General features: G+C 50.5%; 18 protein-coding genes. 12 read left to right on the plus strand and 6 right to left on the minus strand.

Annotated elements, in window-relative coordinates; translation table 11 throughout:
* Positions 1-9 precede the first annotated feature (9 nt).
* Positions 10-1419 (minus strand): DUF4832 domain-containing protein, encoded by a 1410-nt coding sequence (locus tag EBB54_RS01960; RefSeq protein ID WP_243127477.1) that lies wholly within the window; start codon positions 1417-1419, stop codon positions 10-12.
* Positions 1420-1679: 260 nt separating this feature from the next.
* On the opposite strand from EBB54_RS01960, the gene EBB54_RS01965 reads away from it, so the two are divergent.
* The 4 genes from EBB54_RS01965 to EBB54_RS01980 all read left to right on the plus strand — a co-directional run bounded on the left by EBB54_RS01965 (position 1680) and on the right by EBB54_RS01980 (position 7769).
* A complete protein-coding gene (locus EBB54_RS01965; RefSeq protein ID WP_125126128.1) occupies positions 1680-3842 on the plus strand; it encodes a polysaccharide pyruvyl transferase family protein in 2163 nt (720 codons plus the stop codon).
* On the plus strand, positions 3839-4969 hold the full coding sequence (locus tag EBB54_RS01970) for a Coenzyme F420 hydrogenase/dehydrogenase, beta subunit C-terminal domain (RefSeq protein WP_125126129.1): 1131 nt from the start codon (positions 3839-3841) through the stop codon (positions 4967-4969). The genes EBB54_RS01965 and EBB54_RS01970 overlap by 4 nt, the downstream gene beginning before the upstream one ends.
* A 4-nt stretch (positions 4970-4973) precedes the next feature.
* The gene (locus tag EBB54_RS01975) at positions 4974-6668 is read left to right on the plus strand and encodes an ATP-binding cassette domain-containing protein (RefSeq protein ID WP_125126130.1); all 1695 of its coding nucleotides are present in this window, start codon (positions 4974-4976) and stop codon (positions 6666-6668) included.
* A gap of 93 nt (positions 6669-6761) precedes the next feature.
* Positions 6762-7769 carry a glycosyltransferase family 2 protein gene (locus tag EBB54_RS01980; RefSeq protein WP_125126131.1) on the plus strand — a complete coding sequence of 336 codons (1008 nt, stop codon included), beginning with the start codon at positions 6762-6764 and terminating at the stop codon, positions 7767-7769.
* Positions 7770-7778: 9 nt separating this feature from the next.
* Here the strand turns inward: EBB54_RS01980 and EBB54_RS01985 are convergent, their stop codons facing one another.
* On the minus strand, positions 7779-8810 hold the full coding sequence (locus EBB54_RS01985) for a glycosyltransferase family 2 protein (protein WP_125126132.1): 1032 nt from the start codon (positions 8808-8810) through the stop codon (positions 7779-7781).
* A gap of 161 nt (positions 8811-8971) precedes the next feature.
* Between EBB54_RS01985 and EBB54_RS01990 the strand changes: the two genes are divergently transcribed.
* The 8 genes from EBB54_RS01990 (at position 8972) to yedF (ending at position 17836) form a co-directional block, all read left to right on the plus strand.
* Positions 8972-10276, plus strand: coding sequence for a SpoIID/LytB domain-containing protein (locus EBB54_RS01990; protein WP_125126133.1), 1305 nt, complete (start codon positions 8972-8974; stop codon positions 10274-10276).
* Between the two features lies 1 nt (position 10277).
* Positions 10278-11258, plus strand: coding sequence for a glycosyltransferase family 2 protein (locus tag EBB54_RS01995; RefSeq protein ID WP_125126134.1), 981 nt, complete (start codon positions 10278-10280; stop codon positions 11256-11258).
* Positions 11259-12030: 772 nt separating this feature from the next.
* A complete protein-coding gene (locus EBB54_RS02000; protein WP_125126135.1) occupies positions 12031-12990 on the plus strand; it encodes an Rpn family recombination-promoting nuclease/putative transposase in 960 nt (319 codons plus the stop codon).
* Positions 12991-13393: 403 nt separating this feature from the next.
* Entirely contained in the window at positions 13394-13969 is a 576-nt protein-coding gene (locus EBB54_RS02005) for a hypothetical protein (RefSeq protein WP_125126136.1), read from the plus strand.
* 16 nt (positions 13970-13985) lie between these two features.
* Positions 13986-15311, plus strand: coding sequence for a DUF4874 domain-containing protein (locus tag EBB54_RS02010; protein WP_125126137.1), 1326 nt, complete (start codon positions 13986-13988; stop codon positions 15309-15311).
* Between the two features lie 192 nt (positions 15312-15503).
* Complete coding sequence (locus tag EBB54_RS02015) at positions 15504-15740, plus strand: DUF3343 domain-containing protein (protein ID WP_125126138.1); 237 nt, start codon at positions 15504-15506, stop codon at positions 15738-15740.
* Positions 15741-15876: 136 nt separating this feature from the next.
* The gene (locus EBB54_RS02020) at positions 15877-17010 is read left to right on the plus strand and encodes an aminotransferase class V-fold PLP-dependent enzyme (protein WP_125126139.1); all 1134 of its coding nucleotides are present in this window, start codon (positions 15877-15879) and stop codon (positions 17008-17010) included.
* A gap of 184 nt (positions 17011-17194) precedes the next feature.
* Entirely contained in the window at positions 17195-17836 is a 642-nt protein-coding gene (gene yedF, locus EBB54_RS02025; protein WP_125126140.1) for a sulfurtransferase-like selenium metabolism protein YedF, read from the plus strand.
* A gap of 58 nt (positions 17837-17894) precedes the next feature.
* Here the strand turns inward: yedF and EBB54_RS02030 are convergent, their stop codons facing one another.
* The 4 genes from EBB54_RS02030 to EBB54_RS02045 form a co-directional block, all read right to left on the minus strand.
* A complete protein-coding gene (locus EBB54_RS02030; RefSeq protein WP_243127478.1) occupies positions 17895-20507 on the minus strand; it encodes an ABC transporter permease in 2613 nt (870 codons plus the stop codon).
* Positions 20500-21165, minus strand: a complete 666-nt coding sequence (locus EBB54_RS02035) for an ABC transporter ATP-binding protein (RefSeq protein ID WP_004082896.1) — start codon at positions 21163-21165, stop codon at positions 20500-20502. The genes EBB54_RS02030 and EBB54_RS02035 overlap by 8 nt, the downstream gene beginning before the upstream one ends.
* A 198-nt stretch (positions 21166-21363) precedes the next feature.
* Positions 21364-22677 carry a sensor histidine kinase gene (locus EBB54_RS02040; protein WP_125126141.1) on the minus strand — a complete coding sequence of 438 codons (1314 nt, stop codon included), beginning with the start codon at positions 22675-22677 and terminating at the stop codon, positions 21364-21366.
* Complete coding sequence (locus tag EBB54_RS02045; RefSeq protein WP_125126142.1) at positions 22674-23384, minus strand: LytR/AlgR family response regulator transcription factor; 711 nt, start codon at positions 23382-23384, stop codon at positions 22674-22676. The genes EBB54_RS02040 and EBB54_RS02045 overlap by 4 nt, the downstream gene beginning before the upstream one ends.
* Between the last annotated feature and the right edge of the window lie 62 nt (positions 23385-23446).

Consider the following 23446-nt stretch of genomic DNA (forward strand, 5'->3'; position numbering starts at 1 on the left):
CGCCGGACTCTATTTGGGAAGGATGCTGATGTCCATGCTTCCCAGAAAAAAGCCGTATTCAGAGCAGGTTCCTTCGTTGGCGGGAAGGACTCTGTGTCCGGAAACCGGGTCGCTGATCTGAAAGTAGAGATCATAGGTTCCGGTGGCATACTCCCGGACTGTTACGGGAATCGTAAGCCGGATTTCTTCACCGGGATTCCAGAAGCGGGTATCAGTTTCTACAGCCAGGGAATATGTCTCGCCGGTTTCTTTTTTCACCAGAACCAGGGACACGTCAAAGGGCCGGTAGCAGTTGGAAAAGCCTGTATTCTGGAGTGTGATGTTTACCGCCGCGTTTTTTTCCCAGGGCAGCATGGAGGGGCATTCAAAGGAGCGGAGAACATACCGGTATCCCAAGTGTCTGGAGATATAGTCGAATCCGCTCATGCCGTTATAGGGAGAATTTTCCTGGCAGGTATGTGCACGCCATTTGGAAAATACGTTGTCGTCATAGGCGCTGTTGAGATAGGAAACATGGGTGCTTGAGAGATCTTTTACCGCTGCGGCAAAATCATTGCGGGGATTGGGGATCACCACCTCTCCCCCGTTTGGCACATAGCTGCATAAAAGCTGCTGGAAACCAATCTCATCCTGCCTGCTGTTTTTGTGATAGAGGGAGAAAGCACCCGAGGCAGAGCCGACGGCATAGGTGTTGAGATCTGTTTCAGACCCCAGCATACCGTCGTTGAACAGGCTGAGCCTGGAAGCAAAAGTGCCGCTGAAAGCCTCGGAGCGATCCAAAGGCGTCGTGGAGCCGGTCAAAAGCCGCCATTGCTGGGGGGTGCGGACGGCCAGGAAAATCTTCGGATCTGTGACGGAAGCCAGGTGGCTTGTCAGGGTGATCATATCCTCCGCATTCGCATAGCTGGAACCGTGCATTTCCCCCCATGGGCCGATGAAGATCCCCTGTAGGATATATACGCAGTCGGAGTAACGGTTTACTGCTTCGGCGGTCTGGGACATATGGTTCAGGATCAGGGAGAGTTCCCGGGGTTCAGATGCCGCTGCGTCGCCGTCCCAGTCATAGAAAAAGCGGACGATCAACTGCCTGCCTGTTGACTGCCAGCTCTGCAGCACCTGGTTCAAAAAGGAAAGTCCTTGTTCGCTGATGGGGCGGTCCGCATAGTTTTTCAGGTTAAATTCCAGCAGGACGAGGCCGGCATGGTACTCCTGTTTGAGAATCCCGGATAGATCATAGTCCGTATCGTCCGAAACCATGTAGTTGTGGATCTGGTACCAGCCGATGTAGGGATTTTGAAGTTCTTCCGCAGATTCGGTAAAACCTGTGGGAGTAGAATGGACAAAACGCATTGCCAGGAATAAAAGTAAGATTCCGAGGACTGCGCAGAAACATAATAATGAGATAACCGCTGAAATCATTTTTTTGAAATTCATGGTAGTTTGGATTCCTGCCTTAACAAAAATTTATTCCCGCGAAGCAGCGACCAAAGCAGCCTTGACTGCAGAGATAGCTGACATTTGCCGCGGGGGAAAAACGCGGTGCATCACGCCATCGGTGTGAACCGTAGCCATTATATCATTTTTCAGACCGGAAAGCTATCCTGAATATTGCGGTTAAAAAAGAAGTAAAAAAAGAAAGAGAGGGCGCTTATGGCCTGGGGGCCGTAACAACGGGGCGTATGAAAAAAGTATCGGTCATTATTCCGATGTACAATTCGGAAAAATACATCAGACTTTGCCTTTGTTCTGTGCTGGGCCAGACGTTCAGGGACATGGAAATACTTGTGGTGGATGACGGTTCCGCAGACCGGGGGCCTGAGATCTGTGAGGAAATGAGACTTGCGGATGACAGGATACGGATTTGCCGCAAGGAGAACGGGGGCGTTTCTTCTGCAAGAAACCTTGGAATCGAGCGGGCAGGAGGAGAATATCTCTTTTTTCTGGACAGCGATGATGCTGTCCATCCATGTCTGATTGAACAGATGCTGCGGAAGGCAGAAGAGCAGCAGGCAGACCTGGTGTTCTGCGGCTATCGGAAACTGGACACAGAGAAGATGGACGGTGCGCTGGAAGAAGGGAAGAAGGGATGCGGACGTATCCGGCAGCAGACCGCAGAGGGGGAGGAAGCAGAGGAATGGTTTCACATCCGGCATGCGAATGCCCTCTCCGGCATCGGCGGCAAGCTGCTCAGGCGGGCGGCCATCGGGCCGCTGCGGTTTGACAGAAGTCTGGTGAACGGGGAGGATACGATGTTTTTGTATCAGCTGATCCGAGGGCAGGTACGGTGTGTCTATCTGCAGAAGGACTGGTATTATTACAGGCTTCACCCGGAGAGCGCCACACAGTATTCGGCAATGCCCGGAGGAACCCGCTATTTCGAGAGCAGCCGGAGGATTCGGGATGAGGAGTACAGAAGGGGGCGGACGGAGTTTGCGCTGACCTGGGAACGAATTGCAGCCGGGCAGATGGAGAGATACTACAGCGTGCTGAAAAGCGCGGCAGATCAGAGGGAATGTGCCGGGATGAGGAAGCTTGCGGCAAAAGAGAGAAAGCATCCCATGTTTGAACGGCTTCTTTTGAGCGAAAGGGTGCTCTTTGACCTCTGCTTTTCCTGCCACACCCTGTATGTGCCGGTGAACCGGATGGTTCCTGTGCTGCTGAAATGGAAGGAGACGGTCATGATGCGAAAAAATCATGGGGATATTGGAATTATCACGTTCCATTGTTCCAACAATTACGGGGCAATGCTGCAGGCGTACGGCCTGAAAAGTTTTTTGCGCAGAAATGGGAAAAAGGCGGACATTGTACGTTACGAACCGTTTTATATGACGGGAAGGCACTGGTGGATTCCCTATGCGCCGCTCCGGGGATGGAAGGGGCGGATCTGGTGCCTGTTCAATATGTGGGACGGGTTTCTTGCGCATCTGCGGACAAGAGAGGAGTTTTCCAGGCAGCTTCAGAATATGAACTATTTCAGATATAAGTACCTGGTCAATAAAAAGCGGAGGAAGATTTTGACTGCAGCGGGACTCAAAAGGCTGAAGTACAGATGCTATGTCCTGGGAAGCGACCAGATCTGGAATCCGGATATCACCTGCGGGTTAAAGAAGGCATACTTCGGCGCTTTTCAAAACAGGCGGAAAAAAAGGGTTATTTCCTATGCGGCAAGTTTCGGCGGTTCAGAGCTTTCTCCCCGGTATGATAAGGAATTTGCAAAACTGGTGAGCCATGTGGACGCCGTGTCGGTCAGGGAGGAGGAGGCCGTTCCCTATGTGGAAAGGCTGTACGGCAGTAAGGTGACAGCGGTCCTGGACCCGGTATTCTTTCTAAAAAAGGAATCCTGGCAGAACGTGGAGCGGATTCCCGAGCGGGCCGATAAGCGGCGCTATATTCTGGTTTATGTTACGGAACCGAATCAGGAGATGGCGGATTATGCAAAGAAACTATCCCGGGATACAGGGCTGCCGGTCCTGGAAGTACGTGCCGGGCAGCTTGGGACGGATGCGGGATTTGAAGTGGATTACAGCACAGGGCCTGGGGAGCTGCTGGGATATATCCACAGGGCGGAATATGTGGTCTCCAATTCCTTTCACGCAGTGGCGTTCAGCATCATATATGAGAAGCAGTTTCTGGCATTTGTACACAGCAATCTGGGAGCACGGGTGAGGAACATTCTCAGAATCCATGGACTGCAGGAACGGTTATGTGAGGGCAGCAGGACGGCAGATATCCATGCACGGATTGACTGGGAAGCTGTGAGAGAAAAGACAAAGGAGCATGTGAGATTGTCCGGCGAGTTCCTTTTGAACCAGATAGAAGAATCGGTTGAGGTTGAAACATGAAGCGATTATTTACAAACAAAGAAGCGTGCTGCGGCTGCGGTGCGTGCGTGGATATCTGCCGCTGCGGTGCGGTGCGAATGGTGGTTGACAGGGAAGGCTTCCGCTATCCGATCATTGACGAAGCGAAATGTGTGGACTGCGGAAGCTGTGTACAGGTCTGTCCGATGAAAACACAGGGCAGGGAGAAAGGGCTGCCGCCCCAGTATTTCGGCGTACAGGCGAAGGAGGAGAAGGTTCGGTATGCCAGCTCTTCCGGGGGGATGTTTCCGGTTCTTGCGGAATATGTACTCCGGCAGCAGGGCGTTGTCTACGGGGCGGCCTATGACAAGCATATGCGGGTGGTACACAGGGAAATCCTTACCATGGAAGAGATGGATAGTATCAAACGAACCAAATATGTTCAGAGCAGTTTAAAAGGGATTTACCGGAAGATCGAGGCACGGCTGAAAAAGGGGCAGTGGGTACTGTTCTGCGGAACGCCCTGCCAGGCAGAGGGGGTGAGACTGTACCTGAAACAGCCGTATCCAAAGCTGATTCTTGCGGATCTGATCTGCTATGGGGTGCCCTCCCCGGGAATATGGGGGGACTATGTAAAGTATCTGGAAAAAAAGCACGGCGGAAAAATGACGGATTTTTCATTCCGGGATAAGAGGAAGGGAGACAACGGACATACACGCGCTTATGTGGTTAACGGAAAAGAATATACAGGTTCCCTTTACGGGGACACCTACTGCAGAATGTATTTTTCCAACAATATGCTGCGGCCTTCCTGCCATCAATGCAGATTCTGCAGTGTCGAGAGGAACAGCGACCTTATGATCGGCGATTTCTGGGGAATCGAGAAGGTGAAGCCGGAGATGGATGACGGCATGGGAACCTCGCTGGTTATTCTGCATACAGACAAGGGGCGGGAGATATGGGAGGCGGTCCGGGAGCGGCTTTCCTGGTTTGAATGCAGGGAGGAGGATGCGGTTCAGCCTCGTTTGACCAGTCCCACAGACGCAGCAAAAAGCCGTGGATTCTTTCATGTTTTTTACAGGCTGCTGCCGTTTCCTCTGTTCCAGGCGCTATACAGGGGATTTGCGTCAGGCAGAGCGCTGTTAAAGAGAATTTTAGGATGGAGCTGAAAAAATGTTCAGATATTTGACGGGAATTTTGGATACAAGAGAGCGGATGACATGGAAAATATATGCGGTGTTGAGCCTGATCAGCCCGATTGTGGATATCTTTAGTTTTTCCGTGATCATTTATATCATCAATATTGTGGTGCGTGAGAACCAGGCGTCTCCGGAGCTGACGGCATTTACGGTTTTTATGGTACTGGTGTCCATGCTGAAATGCCTGTTCGAGCTGTACAAAAGTAAGATCGCAAATCGCTTTGTGTACGAGGGCGCCCAAAAGCTGTCCATGAAAATCTATGAACTGCTGATCAAAGAGAACCTCACGGAGCACAATAAAAAGACCGCCATGCAGGCATTAAATATGGTCCGCAATGATACCACAAACTGTATTCAGATCATTGTAGACTGGATCGGCATCGTGATCAACGGCATAACCATGGCGGGATTTGCCGCCGTGCTCATCTATGTCTCGAAGTGGATCGGGGTGGTAAGCAGCATAATACTGCTTCTGCTTATGGCTGTCGTGTTTTTCCGGATGCGTACAAGGATGCGGGAATACGGGGAGAGAAGCAGGGCCTGGTCAATCAAAGCAAATTCGCAGATCACCATTGCATACGGATCGTTCAAGGAAATGAAGATTGACGACCGCTCCACCTTTGTGCTCCACAAATACGGGGATGCAAGCCAGGCATATGCGCAGGTTCAGGGAGAGTACAAGTACAAGATCAGCAGCATCGGAGTGATCCTGCAGAATTCCATTATGGCAGCGATGTTTGTCATTCTTGCGGTGATCCTGGTGTTTGGAACGAACCTGTCCGCCATCCTTGCGCCGATGGTGGTGTATATCACCGCTCTGGTGCGTATGCTGCCCATGGCTTACAACGTATTGAACGGGATGAATAATGTGGAATTTGCGGAAAAGTCATATGAGGCACTGAAGGAGTGTATGGCTGAATACAGCCTGCTCAAGGAGGAGGAAAAACGTTCCGAAGCTGTCCGGCAGAAAACGCTGACGCTTCAAAAAGGGGTTTCCGTTCGAAACCTGACCTTCGGCTATTCTGACAGGGTACATATTTTTCAGGACGCCTCGATCGACATTCCTGTGGGGTGCTCCATCGCGGTGATCGGTGCTTCCGGCGCGGGAAAGACGACCTTCGTGGATTTGCTGCTGGGGCTTTTAAAACCCCAGAGCGGGCATGTTTTTTTCGATGATTATGATATTGTGACCCAGTCCGACGCAGAAGGCCCCTGCCGGGCCGGCATGGGGGAATTGGTCAGCTATATTCCCCAGACGGTCTATCTGAACGGAGAAACCATACGGAACAACGTGGCTTTTTTTGAAGAGGAGGAAGAAGTGGATGAGGCACGGGTCATTGAATGCCTCAAATGCGCCCAGATCTGGGAGGACGTCCGGAAAATGCCGGATGGAATACATACCCTGATCGGGGAAAACGGCACCGCGATCTCCGGCGGACAGCGGCAGAGGATCGCGCTGGCAAGGGCGCTTTATAAGGATTTTGAACTTCTGGTTATGGATGAGGCTACGGCGGCGCTTGATATGGAGACAGAAAAGGCGGTTATTGATTCCATCCGTCAGATCAAGGCAGACAAGACGCTGATCATGGTAACACACCATATGAGCCTGGCCAATGAATGCGACGTGGTGTATAAGATTGAAGACCAGAAGATCCTGCGGGTGAGATAAATGCCGGGAAGGCAGGGACCAGAGCGCTTGTATATCATAGAATGCAGAAAAGCTGCCGGCTGCAGGTTTTCCGCGTGACAAAAGGAGGGGCAGATGGATCAGAAGCAATATGAATACAATCCAGGCCGGGTGTCTGTTGTGACTCCGGTTTACAACGGAGAAACGCATTTATCCTACATGCTGGATTCCATACTAAGTCAGACCTACCCGGACATGGAGATGATCCTGGTGGATGATGGTTCATCGGACGGCACAGTCAAGGTGGCAAAAAGCTATTGTGAAAAATTTGCTGCAAAGGGGTATGGGTACCGTATCGTACAGGCGGAACATAGGAATGCGTCCGCGGCGATCAATCAGGGGCTTCCTTTTGTGTCTGGGGAATATCTGATCTGGCCGGACAGCGATGACTGCCTGGAACCGGAATCTGTAAAGCGGAGGGTGGAGTTTTTACAGAAATATCCCCGGTATGAGTGTGTCCGGTCGCTTTCCTATTATTTTGACGCGGAGACAGGGAAGAGAAGTGATAAAGCGGATGAGCAGAGGGGAGATACGGCAAAGCAGGATTTGTTCTGGGATATCTTATCGTCGAAAACTTTTGTCTGCTGCGGATGCTATATGCTGCGAACGAAAGCGTTCTTTGAGGTTTATCCAAAGCGTCGGATACCGGAATACGATGTGGGCCAGAATTTCCAGATGCTGCTGCCTTTTATGTACCGTCACAAATGCCCTACGTTGGAAGAGGAACTGTACGGGGTTGCAATGAGAGAAGGCAGTCACTCCAGGACGGCGCTCACTCAGGCGCAGGAAGAGAAAAAGTACAGGGATTATGAGAAACTGGTGGACGACATTGCGAAGAACTGCCGAATCACAGACAGGGAAGAAAGGAAGCAGATTCTTTGTTGGAAAGCCAGGCGTAGATATAAACTGGCGCTTAAATACGGACGTAAAAAAGCCGCGGCCCGTGCGCTGCTCTGGCTCCACAGGTGCGGCGGATTCAGCGCCGGCGAAGCGCTGGAAGAGATTGTATGGCTCTATTTCGTGAATGGATGGGTGGAGGAAAACGTGTATCCCATCTATCTGAAAATCGTCGGCAGGAAATGAGAAGAGTGTTTAGAAGTCATTTCCCTTCAGGTGCATATAGCTGGCCCGGCAGATCAGATCCGTAATGGGCCAGCAGCTCAGGCGGAAAAAGAACACAAGGATTTTTCGCGGCAGGATTCCGTTTTTCCAGTTGTATTTCATGGCTTTTGCGTAAATCGGATTTTTCCGCATCCGGGCACACATCCGGCATTTTGTATGGTACGGCCTTGGGCTAGAAGGACTGAACACTTCCCAGATCAGGACGTATGTCAGATTTTCAAGGCAATAGGAATAGTATTCATTCTCAAGGACAGGGAACATACGGCACTGTTCTAAAAGCTTTTTCAATTGCCGCTGCAGCCGGGCATGATTCTTAAGAAGCCCGGAGCGAAAGCCGTGGGTTGCGGAGCCTTCGTGGATGTCGTAAAAGTAGACAGGGACAGAGGTATACACGCAGGATCTGGCCCTTAACTGGTATTCCATGTTAAATAGCAGATCCTCTCCGACAGTCAGGCTGGGAGAGAAGCGGATGGAATAACGGTCTATGATGGATTTTTTATAGGCTCTTGCACAGGGGGAGCGAAAATCCGCGCTGCCATCTGCATACAGGGGGCGCGGCACAAGAATGCGTCGGATGAGCCGCAGCATGTTGTCTCCGCTAAAGGATACTGTATGGACAGGATAATCCGCAGAGACGTGTCCTGCGATGAATTTTGCAAAATCAAATAGAAGCAGATCCTGGTTCTGGTATGTTTCCCGGGCAATGAGATTTAGAAAATCTCTGGAAATGAAATCATCGGAATCTACAAACACGACCCATTCTCCCTGACAATGGTCAAGCCCGTGATTTCGGGCGGAGGAAACTCCGCGGTTTTCTTGATGGATGACTTTGATGCGGCTGTCCTGGCAGGAATATTCTTCGCATATGGCAGGGCTGTTGTCTGTGGAACCATCGTTGACCAGAATGATTTCAAAATCGCCGCAGGAAGAATCTAAAATAGAATTGATGCAGCGGCGGAGGTATTGTTCGGTGTTGTAGACAGGAATTATAATGGAAATCATTTTAAAAATCCTTTCTTTTTCTTGAGATTATGAAGAAGGGGATCTACACATTTTTAATATAGTATAGATTTGACAAAAAAGCAATATGGTCGCGGGAGGATGCTGCGGGTTACAGCAGCGTTTATTCCACATCGCGTTTGCAGAAAAGGAGCAGTGGACAGATGGGTACAGATGAAAAAACAGGCGGACGGCAGTTGCTTCGGAGAGAGAAACGGTTCAAGTATGGATGGACCGTTTTTGTCGTATTATTGCTGATCGGAGGATTTGCATTTGCAGTATGGAGAGCGGCATGGGATGAGCCGGCAATTGATAATCCGGATTTCAGGGTTGTGATTAAGACCAATGAGTTTGCGGAGGTATTCCATCCGGCCATGGAGGTTTCTGCTGCCGGGGGAATGACAATCAGCTTCGGGGAGGAGAGCCTTGAAACGGCAGCAGGGGAGAAGGAGAAGTTTACTCCTGATGATTCGAGATTTGAGGAGGGGGAAGGCAAGATCAGGATTACGGCAAAGGATGGCGGGGAGATTACTCTACATAACATTCAGAGAGCGTATGGGACGCCCTCTTACGCGGGAGTGATTGAACTGCGTGCCGCAGAGGACGGGCTTGTAGTGATCAATGAGCTTCCTCTGGAAGCGTATTTGCGTAAGGTCGTCCCCAGCGAGATGCCTTATTATTATGAACTGGAAGCGTTAAAGGCACAGGCAATCTGTGCGAGGAACTTTGCATATCAGCATGTAAAGGAACCGGGGTATCCGGAGTATGAGGCAAATTTGGATGACAGTACACGTTACCAGGTGTATGGAAACTGCCAGGAGGACGCATTCGTAAACCAGGCGGTGGAAGGGACGAAAAACCAGGTCATGCGTTACTGGGGAAAGCTTGTCACCACCCTTTATTTTTCCACTTCCTGCGGCTATACGACGGGCCTGGAAGCCTGGGGGACAGAGGAGGACGAGGCCAGCCGGTATCTGAAATCCGTAGCGGTGAAGGGGGAGGACGGAGATTACGAGGCAGAACTTCCTTGGTACAAATGGAAGATCCAGATTCCTGTGGAAACGCTGTCCAGCCAGGTGAGCGCGAATATGGAGACGGATCTCGGCACCATTCAGGATATAGAGATTACAAAGACCGGAGACGGGGGGATTGCGCTCCAGGTCAGGATTACAGGTGATAAGGACACGGTTATGGTGGAAACGGAGAATAAGATCCGGAAGGCTTTGGGCGGCACCGGCGCTGAGGTTGTAAGGCAGGACGGTTCGATCGAGCCTGGAACGGCGCTGCTACCGAGTGCGTTTTTTACTATTGAAAAGGATAGGGAGACATTTGTGATTAATGGAGGCGGATTCGGGCACGGAATCGGGATGAGCCAGAACGGGGCGAATGAAATGGCAAAGAAAGGGAAGAACTGCAGTGAAATACTGACACTTTTCTTTCATAAGGTAAAGGTGGAAACGGGGGAGTAAAATGTTTACATTTATAGTGACATGCTATAACCAGGCGGAAGTTATCACACATGCGTTGGAAAGCATCCGTTATCAGATCCGAAGATTCGGAAAGGGACAGAAGTTTCAGTTGATCGCTGCGGATGACGGCTCGGAGGATCAGAGCTGCCAGGTGATCGAACAGTGGATTGAGGGAAATGAAGAGCTTTTTGAACGGGTGGACATGCTTTTCCGGGAGAAAAATGCCGGGATCTGCAGAAATTATGTGGAAGCTTTGAGACTGGTGTCAGGAGAGCGTTTTGCTGTCCTGAACGGCGACGATCTGTTTTCACCATACAGCCTGTTTGATGTTACGGATCTGTTGGATGAATATGACATGGTTTGCACTGCGTTTCTAAAGTTCTCTGGCTTTGGCGACATGGTCCGGTTCTATCCTACATACCTGGATGTGGTGCTGCAGAACTTTATCCGGGGAAATATTCTGCGGCGCTCCATCAAACTGGGCTGCGCAGTTATGGGGACGGCAGTGTATCGGAAAGAACTGCTGACGGAGGATGTATTTGATTTTATTCTGCGGTTTCGGACTGTCAATGACCGGGCCTGTTTTCAGAAGATTGTAGATAAACATGAGAATCTCAGGGTGTGCTATGTGAATCGGCCGTTTATTTTGTACCGTATATCAGAGAACTCGATTTCAAATTTTAACAGTCCGAATCGGTGGCTGCACAATCAGGAGGTTGCGCAGCTCTGCCGTGTAGAGAGGGCGGAAGAGAAGTCAGGATTTTTTAAAGCGATGCTTTATTTGCAGGAAAAATCAGCGGCGGTCAGGGCGAATCCACATTATTTCGTAAGGCTGATGCGGTTTTTCTCGCCTTACTATTTTATTATGCTGTGGCTGTTTGTTAGGAATTACCGGGAGATCGTCAGAATGGAACATGAGCTGATTGATCCGCATTGGAAGCGATGCAGCGAATATTATAAAAGAATAATGGAAAGGATTTAGCATTTGGTAAAAGGAAAAGAGTATTGATAAGTTGTGTAATTGTTACTGTTCACACGGTGTCGTGCACTTGCTGCACGGCATCCGGCCAATTCAGTGCTGGGGCGGGCATCCATCCCGTCTACACTCCGTTCCGGTCCGTCCTAAACAAGCGTCGCTGGCGCTTAGGACCGCCGGCAGGCGACTTTTCAATGGGCTGGATGCATTACAGTTCGCGGCCGGTTGGGTCGTGACTGTAACTGTCTGTTACATGTCACACCCCGACCAATCACCACGCTGATTGGTCGGGAGGATGCACATAAAAGCTGGTATTCAGGCCGCCCATTGCCGAAGGCAATTTTAAATGGCGGCCTGAGTTACAGGGCACGCCTGGTCAAGGTGTGACCTGTAACAACTGTCTTTTAAGCATGATGCGAAAATACATTCGGTGTTGTGTATTTGGCCGCGATATGTTATCCTTAACAGGAAGAATCCAAAAAGATATTCATCTTTTTTTGTTCTTGCCGGTACATCGCCGGGTTACTCAATCACAGTTTTTTACAAAGCAGATTTTCGAGTTTCATTTGCCAGGAGGATATATTTCAGGCTGTTTTTGTAGGAATTTTACTTTTCTGGGTCCATGATTCGTGTTATGATTAGTTCAGAAAAGAAAATTTGCAGCACTTCAGAGCAGCGGGCCGCGCGCAGACCTGCCGGCTGTTCTGAAGAGTGACGGAAATTCTCTCCTCTCCTCGTGTAAACACTCGGAAAGTCCTGCAGGAGAAAGGAGAATTGAATGAATCAGACAACGAAAAAAACAAACCAAGATTTTATTATGTCACCGAAGGTTGACGTATGCTTTGCAGGGCTGATGGAGAACCCGATGGTTCGGAAAGGCTTCTGCGCCGCAATCCTGCGGGTTTCCCCGGAAACGGTTGAGAAAACGGAGCTGCTCCCCACCCATCTGCAGCGCAGCTACGCAGACGATAAGCTGGGAATTCTGGACGTGCGTGTGCGCATGCTGGACGGTACTCAGATCAACATGGAGATGCAGGTAAAGGGGTACGAATTTTGGGATGAGCGGGCCCTGTTTTACCTTTGTAAAATGTTTTCGGATCAACTGAAATCTGGAGAATCCTATGAAAATCTGAAAAAATGTATACACGTAAGTATTCTGGATTTTATCCGTTTTCCAAAGGATAAGGAGTGCTATCACAGGATCGGCTTTTGCAAAAGGAAGACAGGAAAGGTTTACAGCGACAAGCTGGAGATACAAATTCTGGAATTGAAAAAGCTGCCGAAGGAGATACAGACCGGGGAAGAGATCGTCAACTGGATGCGTTTTTTTAACGGGAAAAATAAGGAGGAGTTTGAACAGATGGCGAAGAAGAGTGAATATCTGGGCGAGGCTTATGAAGCGCTGCAGAAGTTAAGCGCGGATGATTTGAAACGCCTTGAATATGAAGCGAGAGAGAAAGCGCTGAAGGATCATAATTCATTTTTGAGCAGTGCACAGAGAATTGGAGAGAAGCGAGGGGAGAAACGCGGCAGGAAAATTGGAGAGAGGCACGGCAGAGAAATCGGAGAGAAGCTTGGCAGAGAAATCGGAGAGAAACACGGCAGGAAAATCGGAGAAGAACATGGCATCGAATTGGCAAAACAAGTATTCCGGCTGCAGGCGCAGGGTAAAACAGAACAGAATATTGCATCCGAATGTGACATTCCGATTGAGAAGGTGCGGAAGATTTTAGCGTAATTGCTTTGCCTGCAGCCGGATATTTCCCTGCCCCTTTGCCTGCAGCATGGCCTCATAAAGGCCGGTTCCGTCTCCCGGCTTCGGGCAGAGTCATAAAAATCTATTCCATTGCTTTGTGGAGCATATAAACGGTGTCCTGATCAGAAATGCGCTGGATACTGTTCACGGTGCCTTGCACCTTGCTGCAAGGCATCCGGCCAGTAAAATAGCGGTTGCGTGTATCCAGCTCCTCACCGTCAGGCGACTTTTCAATGGGCTGGATGCGTTACAGTTCGCGGCCGGTTGGGCCGTGAACTGTAACGTGTAATTGTAATAATTGTGTGAACTTGTAGGAACCGGTTTACTTTATTTGCAGGGATGTGCTATACTGGACAAAATAAAATTGAAGGAAAGGGGGAGTTAAATGTTAGATGCAAAAGATTTAAGGGCAATCGCGGAATTGATCGATGCCAGGGCGGAGGAGACCGAGAAGCGTTTGAGCGACCACTTGGAAAAACTGATAGATACCAGGGCGGAAGAGACAGAAAAACGCTTGAGTGAAAGCACGGAGCGGCTGGTCGATTCAAAGATGGATGAAATGAGAGCGCTGCTCGACAGCAGGACAGACGAGATGAAAGTATTGCTCGACAGTAGGACAGACGAGATGAAAGCGCTGCTTGATACCCGAACCAAACAAATGGAAGATCTGCTCGATACCCGAACCAAACAAATGGAAGACCTGCTTGATACCCGAACCAAACAAATGGAGGATCTGATCGACACCAGAATCAGTCAATCGGAAGTATTCTTAATTGATGAGATGGAGCGGTATGACAGAAAGTATGAAAAGGAATTTGGGGATGTGAAGCAGCGTCTTGGAGCTTTGGAGGGTGTTTACCGTATGACAAAAAACGAAACGGAAACAATCAATCTGTCTCTGAAATTAATTGAAAACCTGGATAAAAGGGTCACGAAGCTGGAGGCCAGGGCTGCAGTTTGAAGTAAGGGGAATGGATATGCATGATTGGATGGTTGCTTTTGGAATACGAAAGAAAGGCATCGGTTTCCAGGCTGCGGAACTGACGGAATCTGTGTCTGAGCTGTCCAATCCGGCCAGGGGATGGTATCAGATACATACGTTTGCGGCAGAGCAGGAACCGGACTTTGAGGAGCTGCGCTGGTGTCTGCATCCGAAGGATACGCTTGCATTCCTGCTGATTGACATCGGGCATTTCCGGGACAGGGATCTGGAACAGGAGGTTCTCGACCGGATTCGGCGTATCTTTTCGTTTTTTTCGGAGAGATCTTACGATTGTATTGTAAGGATAGTCTATGATCATGAAGGAAAGGCTTTACTGCGGGAGCCGTCCTTTTTTTCGCAGGTGAAGTCACATTTGGAGCAGATTGGGAGGCTGATGGAGCAGTTTGCGGACACCGTCTTTGTGTTCCAGGGATTGCTGGTAGGCAACTGGGGGGAAATGCATTCCTCCAAATTTTTATCTGAAGCCCAGATGGGGCAGATGGCGGAGATCCTTCGCCGATATAAGGGAGAGGAGACGTATCTGGCGGTCAGGCGTCCGGTATACTGGCGAATGCTGCATGAGGAGCAGAAAGAAACGGGGCAGGTCACAGCGGACGATATGGGGATTTTTGACGATGGGATACTGGGCTCTGAGAGCCATCTTGGAACCTTCGGCACACAGAGCAGGAAATGTGCGTCATGGAACAGCCCCTGGGAACGGACGGAGGAGCTTTCGTTTGAGACAGAGATCGGCAGGCTTGCGCCCAATGGAGGGGAAGCTGTATATAGCCGGGACTATCTCCAGGAGCTGACTCCGGAAACAGTATTGGACATCCTCGGCAAGATGCAGGTCACATATTTGAACAGAGCGCATGATACGAGAATACTTGAGGTCTGGAAGGAATGGAAGTATCCGGGAGCGGGCTTATGGAAAGGGAAAAGCATTTATGATTATGTAAGCGCGCATTTGGGATATCGCTTTCTGATCCGGAAGGCATGTGTTTCATTTAAAAGGAAAGATCACGTTTATTTTGCGGAGATTGAAGTCGAAAATACAGGCTTTGCAGGATACTATCAGGAAGCAGAGATCTGCCTGGAATATACGGACAACAGCGGTGTATATTCTTCTGAGGTATTAGAACCCCGGATGAAGGGCTGGAAAAGCAAAGAACGCCGAAGATTGGCCCGTACAATAGAAGCAGGGGACGGCGGGGTGTATTTAACGGCCAGGCGGAAGAAAGACGGGGCGGTGATCCGTTTTGGGAATGAATCTGATGAACAGGGAAGAGTGCTCCTGGGGGAAATCACAGGATTATTATGAAAACAATAAAGGGGAACGACAATGCAAAAGGGCAGTCGGATTATAGAAAAAAACTATAACCTGACTGCTCATATTTTACTTTTCAATTAGACGTAAATAAAAATAAAAGCTATACTGATATTTAGACGTATTCAGAAACCGGATTTGTGGCTTCCCGAAGGCTTCTGAGACGGAATAAGGCAGGAACGGAATGTGAGAACGAAAAAATTACAGCTTGTGGTCACTTTTCATACTACGGCAGACGCTATGGCGATGGAGCAGGCGTGTAAAAAGATGCAGGCAGAAGGACGGCTGATCCCGGTTCCTAAGGCGATCTCTGCGGGATGCGGGCTTGCGTGGTGCGCCGGGCCAGAGAGCAGGGAAAAGCTCAAAGCAGTTATGGAGAGTGTCGGCATAGAAGAGGAAGAAATACACGAATGCATGGTTTGAGCGCCGGTGATGAAAATAGGAAATGCACACAAATGCATGATTTGAGCATCTGAGCCGAAGAAAAGAGGACATACATAAAATACATGACTATGACAGACTTCTATTTGAAAAGAAGCAATACGAAAGGGAAAAATTTATGATTTATTTGGATAATGCCGCAACCACCCTGCAGAAGCCGAAGCAGGTTGGGGAAGCGGTTGCCCAGGCAATGTGTTCCCTGGGCAACGCGGGGCGGGGAGTGCATGAGGCGACCCTGGGCGCCTCCCGGGTGATCTTTGAAACAAGAAAAAAGCTGGCGGATTTTTTTCATGGGGAAAGCCCGAGACAGATCGCATTTACCTCAAATTCTACGGAAAGCCTGAATACGGCGATCAAGGGAACACTCCAGGGAGGGGATCATGTGATCACAACGGAACTGGAGCACAATTCGGTACTCCGCCCGCTGTATGAAATGGAAAAAAAGGGAGTGGAGCTTACCATCATCCGAAGTGACGAAAAGGGATGCATTGACGTGCAGGATTTTGAGCGTGAGATTCGGGAAAATACGCGGATGATCGTCTGCACCCACGGCTCCAACCTGACGGGAAATCTGGTGGATATTGCGGGGGTCGGAGAGACTGCCCGCCGGCACCAGGTGATTTTCTGCGTGGACGCGTCCCAGACGGCGGGGGTATTTCCCATCGACGTGCAGGAAATGAAGATTGATATTCTATGCTTTACCGGACACAAGGGCCTGCTGGGCCCCCAGGGGACCGGCGGGATGTATGTGCGAGAGGGAATCGGAATCCGCCCGTTAAAAAGCGGGGGCAGCGGCGTCCAGACATACCGCAGGGAGCATCCGGCGGAGATGCCCACCGCCCTGGAAGCGGGAACCCTGAACGGACATGGCATTGCCGGGCTGAATGCAGCGGTGGATTACATCCGGAAAACAGGAATGGACGTGATACGCGGGCAGGAACAGGATTTGATGATGCGGTTTTACGAAGGGGTGAAAGAGATTCCGGGAATCAGGATCTATGGAGATTTTTCAAAGCCGGAGCGGTGCCCCATCGTGGCTCTCAATCTGGGAGAGTATGATTCTTCGGAGGTCAGCGACGAGCTGTTTATGAGTTATGGGATCGCCACCCGCCCGGGGGCCCACTGTGCGCCGCTGATGCACAAGGCTCTGGGAACAGTGGAGCAGGGCGCGGTGCGTTTCAGCTTTTCCCATTATAATAAGGAAGAGGAAATTGACGCAGCCATTGCGGCGCTGCGTGATCTGGCAGACTGATTCCGCCAGGTAAAAACGGCGGATATCTTCGCTGTAAAGCTGCATGAACCGACAGAGTGAATAAGGCGCTGCAGGGGATGCGGCCGGCAGCAGGGCGCAGATCCTGTCTGAGGCTGACAGGCTTTGTGTCCAATCACAATATACATAAAATACATAATAAAAAATGATGCGGAGGAACAAAAAGATGGAAAAAAAGATAGTAGACGCAAGAGGGCTGGCATGTCCGCTCCCGGTTGTGAATGCGAAAAAGGCGGTTGGGGAATTTCAGGAGGACGGAGTTCTGACGGTTCTGGTGGACAATGAAATCGCAGTCCAGAACCTGCAGAAGTTTGCTTCCCAGAAAGGGCTTCAATCAGCAGGAGAGAAGAAGGGGGAGAAGGAGTACGAGGTGACGATCCAGGTTGCGGCAGGCGGCGCTTCTGCTTCTGCTTCCGCTTCGGCGGCGGAAACAGAAGCAGAAGAGATTGCCTGCTGCCCGGATTCGAGAAAGAAAGGTCTGGTCGCGGTCCTTTCTGCCAACGTGATGGGAGGCGGAGAGGAAAAGCTGGGCAGGGCGCTGATGAAAGCCTTTGTATTTGCCCTGACCAAACAGGACATGCTTCCGGAGACGATCGTGTGCTACAACTCCGGGGCGTATCTGACCTGTGAAGGCTCGGATTCCCTGGAGGACTTCAAAGCCCTGGAAGCAGAGGGCGTCAATATCATGACCTGCGGAACCTGCCTTGATTTCTACGGAATCAAAGATAAGCTGGCGGTCGGAACAGTCACAAACATGTACGATATCGTAGAGACGATGGAAAACGCCAGGTCTGTGATCCGGCCGTAAAACGGTTTATTCCCGCGAAGCAACGAGCCAAGTAGCCATGCTTGCATAGGATATTTGACTATGCTTCCATCCGCAGCCGTTCCACGACACTTTGCTTTTCCAGATTTTTAAAGCACAGGTACGGAATCAGGACTGCAAGGCCGATCAGGATGGGAGTGCAGATCAAAAGCGGCAGCAGGGTGAACCGGAAGGTGGAGTATCCCACGGATGTAATCGCCCGGACAATTACGCCTACAACGATGCTTCCGCACAGATAGGAGGCCGCCAGGGTAAGCCCTGCATAGTAAAGCCCTTCAAAGGTCAGCATGCTCCGAAGCTGCCGTTTGGTCATGCCGATACTCTGGATCATGGCAAATTCCCGTTTTCGTGAGATGATGGCAGTGACCATGCTGTTGACAAAGTTCAGAACACCGACCAGTGCGATGATCACGCTGATGGCATATCCCATGACTGCGGAGGAACGGGTCTCCGCTTCGTACTGCTGGACCAGACTTTCGCGGAAAACCAGGTTCATTCCCGGGGCGTTATTCTGCTGGTACTCGGTGAGCATGGAAACCGCGTCCTCTATCCCTGCATCCGCCGTGTTGAAATAATACTTCTGCAGGTTGCTGTCCGGCCAGATTTGAGTATAGGCGTCTGCGGACAGAATCAGCGGGAGATCAAAAGCATTTGCTCTGCGGCCTTCTGTCATGGGCACCAGCGGCGCCAGTACCGCCATGACGGTAAATTCCCTGCCTTCGATGGAAACGGATTCCCCGACAGTCCAGGCGGGAGGGTTGGTATCAAAATCGCGGGCTTCCGGCCCGATTGCCAGCGCATAGTTTCCAGAGGCAAATTTTTCGGCGTCAAAGGTTCCGCTTATGATGTAAGGGCCTCCCACGGCCGCATCCAGGATCAGGCCGTCGGCTCCGTACACGGTGACCGGAACGTCTTTCCCATCAAGCGCACGGTCGTATTCCTCTTTCCACTGAGGAAAGGTGAGGTCAAAGGATGCAAAATCATCCAGACGCTCCTGGTTATAATAGGAACTGAGATTTTCCCGGGTATGTTCGCTTAAAGCCATGGGAACCTGGCGGGAGTACAGCCTTCCGCTTGCCTCAAAGGATTCCATCCCGGTAATCTGCTCTACCAGCTCCTGTTTGATGGTATTGCTTTCCGGGTCATATCCTCCGGAGGTCTGGTTGGTGGCATCGTCGATCTGAAAATCAGCAACGCACATGTCGATCAGATATTTTTCCACATCAAAGCTGGCATTCTTTGCGTAGAAGTAACTCATCAGCACCAGCCCTAAGGTCAGGGAACCAAGCACCAGAATCGTTCGCTTCCGATTGCGGCCAAGGTTTGACCAGGCCATATTGGCCAGGGAAGCTCCGTTTTTGGACTTCTTTACCTGACGCTTGACCTCTGTGTCCGTATCCGTGTAGCGCAGCGCCTCTATGGGAGAGACTTTTCCGGCCAGCCTTGCGGGCAGCAGACAGGAGATCATGACCGTGATCCAGGTAAACAGCGCCGATCCGATGAAAATAACCGGATTTGCGGACAGAACCGGCTTGGCGTCCTGGGAGGCGATCAATGCAGGGATCAGCAGAATCCCCAGAATGTATCCAAGGATCAGGCCGCAGGGGATGCCAAGAAGGGAAAGGCGGCTGCTCTGCCCGTAGATCAGCTTTTTGATCTGTTTTGTCTGCATTCCCAGGGTCTTCAGCTTCCCGTAAAACTGGATATCCGAGGCAACGGAAATCTGGAATACATTGAAAATGATCAGATAACCGGCCAGGAAAACAAGGACCATTCCGGCGTACATGGGAAGAGTCTCCATGAAAGCGTTGTACTGCATTTCAGGGTCATATGCCAGGTTGGTGTGAAATTCCACGTCAGATATGCCGCTTTCCGAAAGAAGCCGTTCTGTTTTTTCCTCAATGTTTTTACTGTCCGCATAGGTAATGCCCATCATCCGTTGGCCGAGGATCTGGCCTTCATAGGATCCTTCGGCGCCGCCGCAGGCTTCCAGTACAAACTCCTCGCTGACCCAGGCCATGCTGGCATATACAGAATGGTTCCGTTCCCACCAGCCGCAGAGTGTAAAGGTGCTGGAAGTCACCTGGTCGGAGAAGAGATCCTTCCGCCATTCCAATGTGACTGCCGCTCCCAGCTCCTGGGGAATCCCAAGCTGCTGCAGGGTCGAGGTATCCAATGCAATCTCCGTTTTTTGCTCTGGCATATGTCCGGCTTCGGGATATGCGAAGTCGTCTTTGGCATACTGGTCATCGGCATAGCGGATCTCTACCTGCCGACCGCCGAGCCGTTCATTTTCCGCCAGGCCAAGGACGATGGAGCGGCCGCAGGATTTGACATCCGGGTGTGCCGCAAGGAGTTCGATCTGCTCGTCGGTGATCTGCTTGGCGGTGGTATGGGCCTTGGTTCCGGTCTGACGCAGGTACATTTCCGTCAGATTTTTACTCAGGCTTTGTGCCAGTGTGAATAATGTGGTGAACATCATGGCAGTCATGGTGATGGCCAGGACTGCAACCAGGTTGCGGCTTTTATTTTTTTTGAAGCTCCGGCCCGTAAGAGTCCGGATCATAGATTTTTGTTCTTTCATGGTTTCGATCATTCCTTTTCTGTTCATTCTGGCGCACTGCGCATATGGGGACAATGGCTGGTTACTCATAAACCCGGCCGTCCTCGATGTGGATGCACCGGTCAGCCTGCTTCGCAATCTCCGGGTTATGGGTGATCATGACAATGGTCTGATGGAATTGTCTGCTGGTGATTTTCAAAAGCTCGATGACTTCATCGCTTGTCTTGCTGTCCAGGTTTCCGGTGGGCTCGTCAGCCAGGATGATGGCCGGCTTTCCCGCCAGCGCCCTTGCGATGGATACCCGCTGCTGCTGGCCGCCGGAAAGGGTATTGGGCATCTGATAGAGCTTTTTCTCGATCCCCAGAAGGGAAACCACTTCTTCGATGAATGTATCATCCGGTTTTTTCCCGTCCAACTGAATAGGCATTACGATGTTTTCATACACGTTCAGAATCGGGACCAGATTATAATTCTGGAAAATAAAGCCGATGCAGCGGCGGCGGAATACAGTCAGGTCGTCGTCCGCCATGTTTCCGAGTTCAAATTTGTCTACTTTTACGGTGCCGGAGGTGGGGTGGTCCAGTCCGCCCAGCATGTTGAGCAGGGTGGATTTCCCGCTGCCGGATGTGCCGATGATGGCCACAAACTCTCCTTTTTCCACGGAAATGCTTACATCGTCCAGTGCGTTTACGATATTCGGCTCCTTGCCGTACTGTTTTACTAAATGTTCGGTTCTTAAAATACTCATGATGTGTTGTCCTCCTCCCAATCCGGCTTGGCCGGAAATAACAGTTTCAAATCTTGCTCTGTTTATAATCCACATTATATTCGGATGATCAAATCCGGCAATATAGAATGCGTAAACTAATATGGAGAAGGTAAAATCTAAATGGGAACATCTAAAGAGAAACATCTAAATAGGAAAAGCAGAATCCACCTGTGCGGATTAGCCAACTGCACAGGCGGATTCTGATTCGGCGATGGGGAGTATGATTTTGACAATGAATTTTTCTTCTTTCGGCCTTGCGATGCATTCGCCGCCGTATTTTTCCACAGCCTTTTGGATATTGGAAATGCCGAAGCCGTGGAGGAAGGAATCTTTTTTGCTTGTCTTTTGCGGAGTAAATTCGTCAAGCCTTCGGTTGTTTTCCACTGCAATCACCAGCATGTCATGGACAGCGGCGGCTTTTACGGTGATCAGCCGCATACTCTCAGGCAGCTTTTCGCTGGCCTCAACGGCATTGTCCAGGGCGTTCCCGAAGATCGTGCTGATATCCAGCGGTTTTAGAAATGCCCCTTCGGAAAAACTGACGGCGGCGTGGAAATCAATCTGCTTTTCTCTTGCCAGCCGGGATTTATCGCGGAGGATCATATCCAGATAGTCATTGCCGGTATGATAGTAGGTCTCATAAGTCTCGATCTGTTCCTGCAGGGAGCGGGCGGACTCGTTCAATACTTCGGAGTTGGCCTGCTGCGTCTGCAGGACAAGGAGATGGTTTTTCATATCATGGTAAATGCTTCGAATCCGCTTTTCATCCCGGAGCTTGTCCTGAAAATACGCCTGCTTCTGTTCCAGCTCCTGGGCATGGCAGGCAGTCTGCACGGAACTGCAGATATAGGCCGCCAGGTAGATGCATCCGAAGCTGGACACGATGGACGCTGCGCAGATGGGATACACGACGGCTGCTTCCTCGGGAAGAAAATAGATGATCGTAAAAATGGCTACAATAGATGCCAGCGTCAGGACATCCACAATGAGCCACATCCGCAGCGTCAGGTCGGAGGTGATCCGGCCCAGGTATTTTCTTAACAAGGCCCATGCCCCAAGCCAGAATAAAAGCCGCACCAGCAGGGAGAATGTGTGAATGGCCGTGCTGATGAGGAGCAGGCCGGGGGGCCATTGGGAAGGATTCCCCGACACATGGTTACAGGCAAAAAATAACCGTGACCCCATATCCTGCATCAGATAATTGACCGCTACAACCACGGGATAGAATACCAGCACGGCAGTCAGCTTTTCGATCCATCTTCCGCTGTGGAACAAGAGGATATAGGCGGCAAGGAGCAGGAGGGCTCCAAGGAGGTTGGGCAGGTCATTGGAATAGATCACCATATTGGCAAAAAAGGAACAGATCACATAGGCTGGAATCCAAAGCAGCCGGTTTCTGCGCAGTGGGATAAAGCTGTGGAGGGTCAGTAAAAACAGAAAGCCATAGCTCCAACCAAGGAGCAGGGTGATCAGGTCAAGTGCTTTTATCATATCATGTCCCCCCAGTATTCTGTCAATTCTTCCATAAACTGTTTTCGTTTTGGCTGGCTGATGGGAAGGATTTCCCCTGTCACCAGGGTGATCTCAAGCTTCTGCACACCTTTTATATAGAAGAGATTGACAAGGTAGCTGCTGTGGCTCCTCGCAAAGCCCTGCCCTTTCAGCTCCTGCTCGACCTCTTTCATGCTTTTGTAACAGATGATCTTTTCCTGCTCGGTGTGAAATAGCAGGTTGCGGTTAAAAGTCTCGATGTAGCGCAGGCTTTTCAGAAAGATTTTATACTTACCAGAATCATTTTTTATGATCAGGGACGGGGAGGCGTCCTGACGGCTCATGGAGAGGAACCGGTTCAGCTCATCCCGCAGCCGGACATACCGGATGGGCTTGATGATGTAATCAGCGGCCCGGTATTTGTACCCTTCCAGCCCGTATTGGGTGAGGGTGGTCAAAAAGATAATCCCCACCTTTTCATCCATCTGCCGGATCTTTTCCGCCGTGCGGAGACCGTCTACCAGCTTCATCTGGATGTCCAGGAAGATCAGGTCAACGGTGGGATCATATTTTTCGATCAGATCCAGGCCGTCATAGTAGGGGGATACCTTGATCTCTTCGCCGGTTTCGGCAGCGTATTGTCTGATGAGGCTTTTCAGATGATCGACAAAGCTCTGTTCATCGTCGCAGATCGCAATGTGCAGCATAGTATTCTTACTTCCTTTTCTGTTTTGGTTTCAGCTTGCAGCAGGCAGTCGGTTTTCGCTGG

The organism is Schaedlerella arabinosiphila (assembly GCF_003885045.1).
GTDB lineage: Bacteria > Bacillota > Clostridia > Lachnospirales > Lachnospiraceae > Schaedlerella > Schaedlerella arabinosiphila.